This window comes from Paenibacillus sp. P46E (genome assembly GCF_001909095.1).
Taxonomy (GTDB): domain Bacteria; phylum Bacillota; class Bacilli; order Paenibacillales; family Paenibacillaceae; genus Paenibacillus_AQ; species Paenibacillus_AQ helianthi.
Genome location: NZ_LVYZ01000027.1, coordinates 105,558 through 116,227 on the forward strand (window position 1 = coordinate 105,558; position 10,670 = coordinate 116,227).

Sequence of the window (10,670 nt, forward strand, 5' to 3'; positions counted from 1 at the left end):
AGCATAAGTACTACTATAGGGGATGTCCTGAAGGTCATGAAAATGGCTAAGGGGCATCCCTTTTGCGCGCTCTATAAACAGAGCTTTTGAATTTCGACTTCCCATGCTCCAATAGGGGTGAGCCCTCTTCGAGCTTCGGCTTGCTCTCGGCCATAGCGGTGCTGCCGCCATTCATCTCTGTGAGGTGCTTCCAGTACCGTTTGGGCATTAGCGAGGAGCGCAGGCGGTCGTTCTTGCGCTCACGGATGCCGATAGCGTTGTAGAATCCTTGCCAGAGGCGGCGGTATTCTTCCTCAGCTGCATCCGGTGCAGGTGGTACCCATTCATCAAGGGGAATAATGGCTTGCTGTCCAGGCTGGTGGATAAGGGCCGTGCGGTGGGTTTTGTCGTAGATCATGAAGCTCTCTCCGTAGAATCGGTCACAGAAATGATCCTGAATAACAGGCAGCACGAAGCCTTTGGGCTCAATGACCGCTGCCATAACCGGACCATATACGGAAAAGCGCACAAACCCCAGGTACAAGTGAGCTTCCCGCTGGAGCTGCTGAACCGCCTTTTGCAGAGCGTTCACCGTATCATCCGCAAGCATGTCCATTACCTTGCGGCCATGAGTGAAGCCCAGGTACAGAAAATTGAGCAGCAGCATCTCCTTGTCCGGTGTGCATGACCAGAATCCATGACGAACCCACTCCTCTGCCTCGGTGCAGATGCGTAACGGGATTGACTTCAGTACCCGTTCTGCTCTGCTACTGTCCGTGTCAATCCATTTGGATTCCAGCAGCAGGCCTTGTTCTTCTTCGTCCGAATGTATAGCGAGCGGTGTCTCCTTCCATTGATAGCTCTCGAACACACAGCACAGCAGGCCTTCAAAGCTGCCATCGTAGGTATAGGCCAAAGCGGCTGCCTTAAACATCAGGGCCATTCGCCTCCCTTCAGCGCAGCCGAACCTGCTGTCGGGACTGCCGCTCCCGCTGCCGGTAAGGCAGCCAGATAGGAATCGTCGAACAGAGTGAGCTGCTCGTACTGCGGCGGCTCGATCCTGGCAAGCTCCTGCCCGGACATGAGTGAGCGAAGCAGGGTATGCTCGCCCACCTTTAATCCCTCCAGCATTTTCCCCTTACAGGTAATGAAAAATTGTGCGCGTTTAAGAACCACACCAAGCTTCTTGAGGGCTGCAAAGTCCAGGGTTCCGGCCCGTCGTGCCTTAACAATCCGCTGAGCACTCCTTACCCCGATCCCTGGCACCCGCAGCAGCTGCTCATACGGGGCACGGTTGATCTCAACCGGGAACTCTTCCCGGTGATTCACCGCCCAGCTACATTTCGGATCCAGCAGCGGATTGAAGTTGGGTACCGCTTCATCCAGCAATTCATGGGCCTGAAATCCGTAGAAACGCAGCAGCCAGTCGGCCTGGTAGAGGCGGTGCTCCCGCAGCAGCGGTGGTTTGGTATCTAGAGCCGGCAGGAGTGAATGTTCCACTACGGGGGTGTAGGCAGAGAAAAAAACGCGTTTCAACGCGTATTTCCGGTACAAACCTTCGGTGAGGGTCAGTATACGGAAATCGGTATCGGGCGTAGCTCCGATAATCATCTGGGTGCTCTGTCCGGCGGGAGCAAAGCGGGGGGCATGGTTATATTTGACGAGATCGGAGCGGTTCTCGTTAATCTTTTCTTTGATCAGGGACATAGGCTTCAGAATGGAGGCCTTGCTCTTGTCGGGAGCCAGCAGGCCCAGGCTTTCTTGAGAAGGAAGCTCGATATTGACGCTCATGCGGTCGGCCAGCAGGCCAAGTCGGGACAGCAGCACCTCGTCTGCGCCGGGAATGGCCTTTACATGGATATATCCTCTGAACTGGTAGGTGTTCCTTAGCAGATCAAGAGCAGTAATCATTTGCTCGGTTGTATAATCGGGACTCCGCATAATGCCGGAGCTGAGAAATAAGCCTTCTATGTAATTACGGCGGTAGAACTGCATGGTCAGGTCTGCGAGCTCCTCCGGCGAGAGTGCGGCCCGGCGTGTGGGGTTCGATTTACGGTTCACGCAGTACGCGCAGTCATATACGCACCCGTTGGTCATCAGCACCTTAAGTAGTGAAATGCAGCGGCCATCTGCTGCGAAGCTGTGGCAGATGCCCATGCTGACGGCATTACCCATGCCACCGGGCTGGCCTTTACGATCGGAGCCGCTGGAGGTGCAGGCCACATCATATTTGGCCGAAGCCGTTAAAATTTCAAGTTTCTCCATCATATCCACACAGAATCCCTCCTATACAGGAAATTATATACCGAACACATGTTCTTGTCAAAATCAGGCGGGCACATTACTTGCTTGGACTGGAATTTTGACTAGCAATGTACAAAAGATTGCCTTATGTATATAATAATAGGAACATAAGTTCCTATATTGGTTGTAGAATGGAAATTAATAACTCCCTACATTATAGGTATATAGAAATACAAGGGAGGCATTAAAAGTGAGTGCAATAGAATACTATCGTCATGAGCTCTACCGGATTGCTTGGCGTATGCAGTATCGTGCCAAGAGGGACTTTAAGCGTGAAGTCCCTCTCGCATCCAGCCCGGAGCCCCGTACTCCTTCATTTTCTGAACAAGCTGACAACAGGTTACTAGTGCAGCACTATTTAAATGGACTAACGTCAGAAGTGGGAAAGAAGGTCATTTGCGCAATCTATCTAGGAGATCAAACAGAGGCTGAGGTCGCCCGGCAATTGAACATATCTCAACAGGCGGTGAACAAATGGAGGAAGAAAATGATTCAGGAATTAAGTCGGAAGATGAATTCCTAGGTTTACTTGAACGTCTTCAGAAGGATAATGATGAATCGGCCACACTGGCATTATTGAAATTTTTTGAAAAAGATATGGTCCGGTTAACCCGTGTGTTGCGGATGCCCAAAGAAGATGCTATACAGAGTATGAAGGTTGAGCTTCTGGAATGTTTGAAAAGAAAGAATGGATAAGAATTAGTAGGGAGCAGTTGCCGTCCGGCAGTGCTCTCCGGGCGAAAATGTATGCGCATTCCTTCTTGTGCTATAATAGCTACTAATAGCTTGATTACTAGAGTGGGAGTGTTGAGGGGATGAGAGGGTATAATATTTGGCGTCCATTGATGCTGATTTTGGTTGCGCTGCTTACGAGAACATTAGTGAACAGCGTGTGCCTCATGTTCGGCATGTCGGCTAATTCAGCAAGCAGTGTCGCCATGATCGGCATGATCATTGCCGCGCTGGTGATGTATAACCGGATGATGAAGCAGCGCCGGAAATAAATATAAGGTAGACTATTTAGCCTCCTGGAGGCTGACCGATACTGTCCGTGGGTGGCTGTAGTGAAGCTGCAGGAAGAAACAGGATTGCACTGATTAACTGTGACCCACAAGAAAGACACTTTGAAAAAAGTGACCTTCTTGTGGGTCTTTTGCGTTTTAATCAGAATGTTGGAAAAGGAGCGGATATGACTGTAAATAATTTCGGGAAAATTGCGATGTAAGTGCTTGCAGAAAGAAATATAATGTGGTAAGTTTTACTTGTCACTTATAAATCTAAACGTTTAAACGGCTAATGGACTTTGGTTCGGATGCTTAGACAGGAGAATCCCATGAGGAAAACCAGCATTAAAGACATAGCTCTCAAGGCCAATGTTTCAATTGCTACCGTCTCCTATGTACTTAACGGCACCCGTAATGTCCGTCCTGAAACGCACAAACGGGTGACAGAAGCCATAGAAGAGCTGAACTACAAACCGAATGATATTGCAAAGAGCCTCAAACGCAACCGGACGAATACGATTGGCGTAATCGCAGAAGATGTGACCGTATTCAACGCCCCCGATATTATCGATGGTATCAATGACTTCGGGGACCGGCACGACCTGCATATATTGCTTGTCAACCTTCGACTGGATAAGCGGATTGGCCGCAATTTCGGCGATACGGAAGCTTACCGCAAATATGCTGCCAACGCCGTGTCCGAGCTGCTCAGCAAGCAAGTGGATGGAATCATTTATATCGGTGTACATACCCGTGATTTGACAGGCCTTATCGATGCCGAAGGCATACCCATTGTATATACTTACGGTTATACACAGAACGATATATCAATCCAATATAATGATGAGCAGGCTTCCTATGAAGCGATGTCGTATCTGGTCCGTAAAGGACACAGCCGAATCGCGATTATCAGTGGTCTGATGGATTCCATTCCATCCAGACAGCGGCTGAAAGGCTACTACAAAGCGGTTACCGATTTCGAGCTGCCCTTTGATCCTTTGCTGATCAAGATGGGGGATTGGGAACGGGAATCCGGTTATCGATTGACAGCTGAACTGCTTGCGCTGCCGGAGCCCCCAACGGCTATCCTGTCGATGAACGATGTGATGGTTGTCGGTGTACTGCAGGCGGCGGATGAGTGCGGAGTCAGTATTCCGGGAGAGTTGTCGGTAATCGGCTTTGATGACCGGGAATTCAGTGATTACCTGAGGCCGCGCATAACAACGATGGGATTGCCGCTGCATGAGATGGGATATCAGGCCATTGAAGCGCTCTATCATTTAATTAACGGAAACAAGGTACAGACGCTCGTAATGCCGGAATGCCGCTTGATCGAGCGCGATTCGGTGGGAGTATGGCACAGTGATGTGGAACAGAAACAGGAGTGATGTTCCACATCACTTATTTTCCCGCTAATTTAAACGTTTAACTTGGCGGCAGGATGTGAAAGAGGTGATGGCTGATGACTATACTGAGCAATGAGAAATACAGAATTGAACTTAGCGGGCGCGGGGCGATGGAGGCTCTCGTCATGCGAAACGATCCTCATGAGATGAATTGGGTGATAGACCCCGGCTATTTGCAGCAGGCCGGATATAAAGATGACGATGATAAGCTGTTCGGAGAATGGACGATGCGGCTGAACGGGCAAACCTTGCGCAGCGCTGACCTCACTCCGAAAATTATACAAGAGGGCCCATGTCAGGCAACTGTAGAATTTACTGTCTCCCCTGTTGTGATTACGTTGGTGTATACTTTGGAAGGTGAACAGTTACGGTGGGCAGTCCAATTGTCGAATCCTTCGGACAAGCCTGCCAGCATCAACGGGCTGCATGTCTGGTTTTCACTGGCTTATGTAATGTACCGCGACGAGAATGTGCTGCGCAATATGCGGGAATCCTGCGCCGTGTTCACTCATCTTGGCGGAGATTTCGCCAAATTCGCTGCCGTCCGGCGCAGCAATGAAGGGCCACATCTGGGTGTATACAGCTTGGAAGGCAGAACGGTGGCGACAGGTTCCTATTGCCGGTATAGCAACCGCTTTCTTGAGCAGATTTCGCCTTCGCTGGACGGCCTGCTCTACCATCAGTTGTCACTGGTCGAGGACGGGGCTTCCATGAGTGAATCGGCAGCCGCTGATTGGATTTATGGTAGCGCTTACCAAACATTGAAGCTTGAGCCAGAACAATCGAAATTGTGGGAATATGTCTTTCTTCCGTTTCAGGATATGGAGGAATTTTACCGCCGGGGTGAAGTCCTTGGGCATCCGCGCTGGAGCTATACACCTGTGCTGCCGAGGGACGGGGTATTCCAGGCTTCGTTCAACCTGCCGGATGGTCAGGCTTTGCGCGAACTGCGCCTATACAGTGCGCCGGGAGGCTCTGATGTCATCCGCGAGGAGGATGTTACGGCGCAGGCGCAGCCGCAGCCGCTGACCGGGGCCGGGCAGAACGGCGGAGGCAGCGGGTATACATTGTCTCTTCACCGGAGCGAGCCGGGAGAGCACAAGCTGGAGCTGAGGCTTGAGGATGGACGCCGCGATGTCCTGGTCTGGAATGTGCTGGAGCCGGTCAGCACCCTGCTCAAGAGGCGGGCGGAGTGGCTGTCCGCGAGGAGCTATGAGGGTGAAGAGACGGTGGAACGGCCCCATGCCTTCCGGCCGCTGTCTAATCAGGGGGAATCGCTGGGCAAGCTGGCGTTTCTGCTGATGAACAACAGCATGACCACACCCGTGCCGGAGCAGGTAGCCAAGGCTGAGGCTGCTGCGGTGCTGGATATGAAGTCACATTGGTTCATAGACGGTGATTTTTCCAGGCCGCGTCCTTTATACGGAGACTTCTACCGCATCTACGACTTCGACTACATCGGCCACGTCTTCTATCTGCTGTCGCGGATGGATGGCGGGCTGCTGAAGCTGAATCCGCCGCGGGTATACTTGGGGTGGGCTGCCGAGGTCATGTGCATGCGGCTGGACCCGGATTGCCATCCCGGCCAGCGGGAGAAGGACGAGTCAAGTCTGAACGGTGTTTTTATTCTCTACATACAGGAGCTGCTGCAGGATCTGGAGGGTGAGGGATTATTCGAATGGCACGAGCGGCTGCTGAAGCTATGGGAGCGATTTGGCCGCAGCATGGAGATCGGCGTGCGGCAATACGGCGGGGCGATTACAGAGCATTTCTACGATAACGCGGGCTTCGGCCCAACCTGTGAAACCCTGTGCCGTCTTGGCATTCCCGGCGAAGCAGCGCGTTACGGACAGCTTATTCTGGCTAACATCGGATTCAGCAATGATTACCGGCTGCAAAATCCGGATCGCTGGTGGGAAGCGTTGTCTCCCATGATCCACTCCTTATGGGGCGGACTTGTGGCCGCGTCGGCGCTGGTTGCTTATGAGCATTTGGGCAACCCCGAATATCTGGAAGCGGCTTACCGCTCCACGATGGCGGTGTTCAACTGCTATGACTGGAACGTACGCTCCACACCGCGCCGTCTGGAGCCCGGCGAAGCGGCCTCGACCTACAGCGTGGCCGCGCCGAATCTGAATATGCCGGAGCTGTCACGGAACCGGTTCGGACAATCGGTGTTCGTGGGCGCAAGCGATCCACTATTCGCCTCGCTGTTCTCCGGTGTGTCCGGGGATGATTGGGATATGGGCGAGGAACTGGTCGCCTATCTGCTCGGCTTCGGGACGACGGCTTACCTGTACCGGGACAACAGCGGTCAGATGCGCTGCGTCAACGGATTCCTTACCGAAGAGGAGGACGGCTGGATTGTGACAAGCTATGCTGCATATCCGTCAAGATTCCTGCTGCTTGAAGACATGCTGGAATTCCGCGCTCCTCAAGGTACGCTGCAGCCCAGAGTCCGGCTTCGGGACGGACAGTTCAGTCCCTGCCTGTAAATTGATCCGCTGCTTGAATCCCGACGCCGCTATGGGCCGGGGGAACATCCGGTTATGCAAATTTATGTAGCTTTTAAGTTAAACGATTAAACCCGTTTGGCTTGAAATAAATAGCTTTGACATAAGGGAGGAAACAAACATGAAGTTTGGCAAACGTAATCTGGTTCTGTCTCTTGCACTAACGATGGCGTTCTCCGCGCTGGCGGGCTGTTCGGGCAATTCGAACAACTCAGGCAATGCCAAAAATGCGGCAACCGAGGCACCGAAGGCATCTGAAGCAGCGGCGGACAAAAAGGATGTATCCGCGAAGGACGTTACTCTGGAACTGTTGTATTGGGGGGATGATGTGCAAAAGAAGCTGGTTGAAGCAGCCGCAGAGAAATATACGGCCGATACCGGCGTCAAAATCAACGCGCAGGTATTGCCGGCGGACGGCACCTTCGACACCTTTATCCAGACCCGGCTGCAATCCGGCGAGCTGCCGGACATCAGCTACATGGGTGAAGGCGACATTCAAAAGTACAATGAAATGGGCATTCTGGCGGATATCTCCGATCTGCTGAAAGACGGAAGTATCCCCGAGAAGCTCCCGGCCATTACTATCCATTCCCCGGAACAAAAGGTAATCGGTGTGGGACTCTCTAACCAAATGGAGCTGCTGTTCTACAGCAAATCGAAATTTGACGAAGCCGGTGTTTCTTATCCTCCTACCAAAGTAGAAGACGCCTGGGATTGGGATACTTTTGTAGCCAACGCTAAGAAGCTTACTAAGGATTCGAAGGGCAAGACGGCTGCAGATGCCGGGTTCGATGCTTCACTTACCGAGAATTATGGTCTGGGCTTTACTGCCGGCCGTGAATTCCACCATTTCTGGGCAGCCAATGCGAACGGCGGCGGTATTGTATCACCAGACGGTAAGGAGTTCCAATGGGATTCACCGAAGAGCGCAGAGGGCATTCAAAAGCTGGCCGATCTGGTCAACAAGGATAAGGTAGCTTCCCCATTCACTTACACTTGGAGCACAGGAATTGGTTCCGCTGTGGACGCGCTCAGTGGCGGATATGCTATGGCGATCAGCGGTTCCTGGGATTTGGCCAACATCAAAGGCAACGAAGACATCGGGGTTGGCGTGCTGCCAAAAATGGAGAAGGCAGTAACAATGAACGCTGGCGCTCCGCTGGTTGTGTACAACACCTCCAAACATATCGAAGAAGCCAAAAAATTCTACGCCTACATGGTTAACCCTGAGAACAGTCTGGAGCTGCTGAAGAGCGGTGCATGGCTGCCGAATCAGGCAGACTGGTATACGGACCCCGCCTTGGTGGACAAGTGGACCGGCGATCTTCCGGAAAGTGCCAAAGAAACAATTCTCAGCTACTCCACCACTAAGGATGCCATCGTGCAATGGCCTGCTTATTATGTTCCGGCTTACCTGAAGATGAATACGGAGTATGAGAAATCAATCGACCAAGCATTGTCCGGCAAGAAGACCGTTAAGGAAATTTATGATTCGATCATGCCGGTGATTAAGAAGCTGTGGGAAAGCGGTAAAGTGTCCTAGAACTGACATCACTAATCCAAAAGTATAAAGCTTTTATTTGAAAAGAGGGCTGTGCTTATGAACCCAGAGAGCAAAACCGGTGTGGCACCCGTCTATGTCAAGAAACACGCCAAAGGCGCCACCAAGGAGGCGGTTGCCGGATATTTATTTGCAGCGCCCGCCATTATCGGATTTTTGGTGCTGACGCTCTACCCGATGCTGGCCAGCTTATTTTACAGTTTTCATAAAATTACGATTTTGAGCGGAAGTCAGGTAATGGACTGGATCGGGTTGGATAACTACAGGTATATATTCAACAATCCCAGCTCCGAGTTCAAAAAATCAATAACGGTAACCTTGATCTACGCTTTCGTCAATGTGGCGCTTGTGATCTTCTTTTGCCTGATCGTTGCACTGTTGCTGAACCGCAAGTTTATCGGCAGAAATATGCTGCGGGCCATCTTCTTTCTGCCGTCCGTTGTACCGATGCTGGCGACTACGATTGTGTGGCAAATGCTGCTGCAAAATCAGGCCAAAGGCGGACTTGTCAACTGGCTTTTGCTGCAGCTGGGAATAGCGCCAGTAGAATTTCTGACGGACCCGATCCGGATATTTGAGACCTTGTTCATCATGAGCCTGTGGACCTGCGGCGGGACGATTGTTGTCTTCATCGCCACATTGCAGGATGTTCCCGGCGAACTGCTGGAGGCCATCGAAATGGACGGCGGCAATGCGTGGCATAAATTCCTGAAGGTAACGTACCCGACGATCAAGCCGGTGCTGTTCTTCCAGTTGATCATGTGTATGATGACCTCCATCCAGATTTATACCCAGAGCGTGGTGCTGTCGAGAAACGGCGCGCCTGACCGGATGACCTATTTCATCAACGTTATGATCTATGACCACTCCTTTGTCCAAGTGGGTATGCGCGGGCTGGCGTCCGCCGAGGCCTGGATCGTTTTCCTGATTACGATGGTTATTACTGGCGTATTGTTCTACTTTCAGGGCTCGTTTAAACGGGACGATTCCATGGGCAAAAGAAAGAGGGTGAGATTATGACGGCAACGGCAACGATGAAATATTCCAGCATCAAGCGGGCAAAAAGCAGAAGCAAAGCCATTCATCTGGCGCTCATTACGCTGTCCTGCCTGCTCGGGGTCATCTTCGCTTTTCCGCTGTACTGGCTGCTGCGCGGCGCTTTTGTCAGCCATTCGGAGATCTTGGCCCGTCCGCCTGTGTTCTTCCCGGAGCAGCTGAATGCGGATAACTTCAAGCTGGGGCTGGAGCGCATTCAGTTCTGGCGGCAGCTTTGGAACTCGGTGTCCATTGTCGTTCCTTATGTGATCGGCACTGTGCTTACGACAAGCTTTGCCGGTTATGCCTTCGCCAAACTGAAGTTCCCGCTGCGCGGGATGTGGTTCGTGCTCGTCATCAGCAGCATGATGCTGCCGAGTGCGGTAACCCTGCTGCCGCAATTCTCGCTGTACACTTCGCTTGGACTGGCTGGCAAGCCAGCGCTGATCATTCCCGCCTTTTTTTGCGCGGGCGGCAATGCTTACTTTGTCTTTCTGTTGCGGCAATTCTTCATGACCATTCCAGGTGAATTAAGCGAGGCGGCCAAAATTGACGGCGCGGGCCATTTCCGCATCTATTCCCGCATTATGCTGCCGCTGATTCGCCCGGCGATGATTGTTGTTGCACTGTTCAGCTTCATCAACTGCTGGAATGAATTTTTCTATACGATGATTTATTTAAAGACGGAAGCCGACTATACCCTGCCGATGGGTCTCTACATCGTCAACGGGATGCGGATTCCGAACTATGAACAGGTTATGGCGCTTGCTCTGGTCGTTACAGCTCCCTGCCTGGTGTTTTTCCTGATCGGCAACAAATATTTTGTGGAAGGTATTACGTTGACGGGGATTAAAGGTTAGAGAGGAGA

The 10,670-nt window shown here is 51.9% G+C and carries 9 protein-coding genes; 7 read left to right on the forward strand and 2 right to left on the reverse strand.

Annotated elements, in window-relative coordinates; genetic code table 11:
- Positions 1-46 precede the first annotated feature (46 nt).
- The gene (locus A3849_RS06375) at positions 47-913 is read right to left on the reverse strand and encodes a TIGR03915 family putative DNA repair protein (protein ID WP_074110642.1); all 867 of its coding nucleotides are present in this window, start codon (positions 911-913) and stop codon (positions 47-49) included.
- Positions 913-2,247, reverse strand: a complete 1,335-nt coding sequence (locus A3849_RS06380) for a putative DNA modification/repair radical SAM protein (protein ID WP_256700673.1) — start codon at positions 2,245-2,247, stop codon at positions 913-915. Before A3849_RS06380 ends, A3849_RS06375 begins: the two co-directional genes overlap by 1 nt.
- A 510-nt stretch (positions 2,248-2,757) precedes the next feature.
- Between A3849_RS06380 and A3849_RS06390 the strand changes: the two genes are divergently transcribed.
- From A3849_RS06390 to A3849_RS06420, 7 genes are all read left to right on the forward strand, one after another.
- Complete coding sequence (locus A3849_RS06390) at positions 2,758-2,979, forward strand: hypothetical protein (protein ID WP_074088768.1); 222 nt, start codon at positions 2,758-2,760, stop codon at positions 2,977-2,979.
- Between the two features lie 119 nt (positions 2,980-3,098).
- Positions 3,099-3,287 (forward strand): hypothetical protein, encoded by a 189-nt coding sequence (locus A3849_RS06395; RefSeq protein ID WP_074088769.1) that lies wholly within the window; start codon positions 3,099-3,101, stop codon positions 3,285-3,287.
- A 329-nt stretch (positions 3,288-3,616) separates the two neighbouring features.
- Positions 3,617-4,675, forward strand: a complete 1,059-nt coding sequence (locus A3849_RS06400; protein ID WP_074110645.1) for a LacI family DNA-binding transcriptional regulator — start codon at positions 3,617-3,619, stop codon at positions 4,673-4,675.
- A 74-nt stretch (positions 4,676-4,749) separates the two neighbouring features.
- Complete coding sequence (locus tag A3849_RS06405) at positions 4,750-7,188, forward strand: hypothetical protein (protein ID WP_074110646.1); 2,439 nt, start codon at positions 4,750-4,752, stop codon at positions 7,186-7,188.
- A 139-nt stretch (positions 7,189-7,327) separates the two neighbouring features.
- Positions 7,328-8,749, forward strand: coding sequence for an extracellular solute-binding protein (locus tag A3849_RS06410; protein WP_074110647.1), 1,422 nt, complete (start codon positions 7,328-7,330; stop codon positions 8,747-8,749).
- 57 nt (positions 8,750-8,806) lie between these two features.
- A complete protein-coding gene (locus A3849_RS06415) occupies positions 8,807-9,787 on the forward strand; it encodes a carbohydrate ABC transporter permease (protein ID WP_074110648.1) in 981 nt (326 codons plus the stop codon).
- On the forward strand, positions 9,784-10,662 hold the full coding sequence (locus tag A3849_RS06420; RefSeq protein WP_083613382.1) for a carbohydrate ABC transporter permease: 879 nt from the start codon (positions 9,784-9,786) through the stop codon (positions 10,660-10,662). The genes A3849_RS06415 and A3849_RS06420 overlap by 4 nt, the downstream gene beginning before the upstream one ends.
- Positions 10,663-10,670: the final 8 nt, after the last annotated feature.